Genomic DNA, 691 nt, shown 5'->3' with positions numbered 1-691 from the left:
GCCGGGACCAGTTCCTCGAACGTCACGAGGCGGTTGGTGCCGTGGGTGATGGTGATGGGCCGTTCGGTGTTGGGCCGAACGGTCAGGCACGGCACACCGAGGATCGTCGTCTCCTCCTGGAGCCCGCCGGAGTCGGTGACGACGGCGGCGGCGCCGCGGACGGCGGCGATGAAGTCGATGTAGCCGAGTGGTTCGAGGACGTGGACGCGGGGGTGCGCGTCCAGCCCGGCGGCGATCAGGTTCGCCCGTCCGCGCGGGTGGACGGGGATCACGACGTCGGCCAGGTCGGCGACGCCGTGCAGGTGCTTGACGAGCGCGGCCGCCGTGCCGGGCGCGTCCACGTTGGCGGGCCGGTGCATGGTCGCCAGCACGTACCGCTCGGGCAGGTCGTGGGCCGCGCGGACCTTCGCGGTGTCGAAGCTGTCGAGGTTGGCCAGCAGCGTGTCGATCATCGGGTTGCCGACCAGGTGCGCGCGGCCGACGGGGACGCCCTCGTTCGCCAGGTGGCCGATCGCCTCCGGGCTCGTGACCAGGCACAGGTCGGAGAGCTGGTCGGTGAGGCGCCGGTTGACCTCCTCCGGCATCGTCATGTCGAAGCTGCGCAGCCCGGCCTCCACATGGGCGACCGGGATGTGCAGCTTGGCCGCGACCAGCGCGGCGGCGATCGTCGAGTTCACGTCGCCGTACACGA

The 691-nt window shown here is 71.8% G+C and carries 1 protein-coding gene; it reads right to left on the bottom strand.

Features of this window, described 5'->3' with window-relative positions; translation table 11 throughout:
• The coding region (locus tag GNZ18_RS40630; RefSeq protein ID WP_173391035.1) for a UDP-N-acetyl glucosamine 2-epimerase at positions 1-691 on the bottom strand (691 nt) is incomplete at both ends.

The organism is Actinomadura litoris (genome assembly GCF_009733595.1).
In the GTDB taxonomy this organism is placed as follows: Bacteria; Actinomycetota; Actinomycetes; order Streptosporangiales; family Streptosporangiaceae; genus Spirillospora; species Spirillospora litoris.
This window is presented reverse-complemented; position numbering and strand designations above follow the sequence as displayed.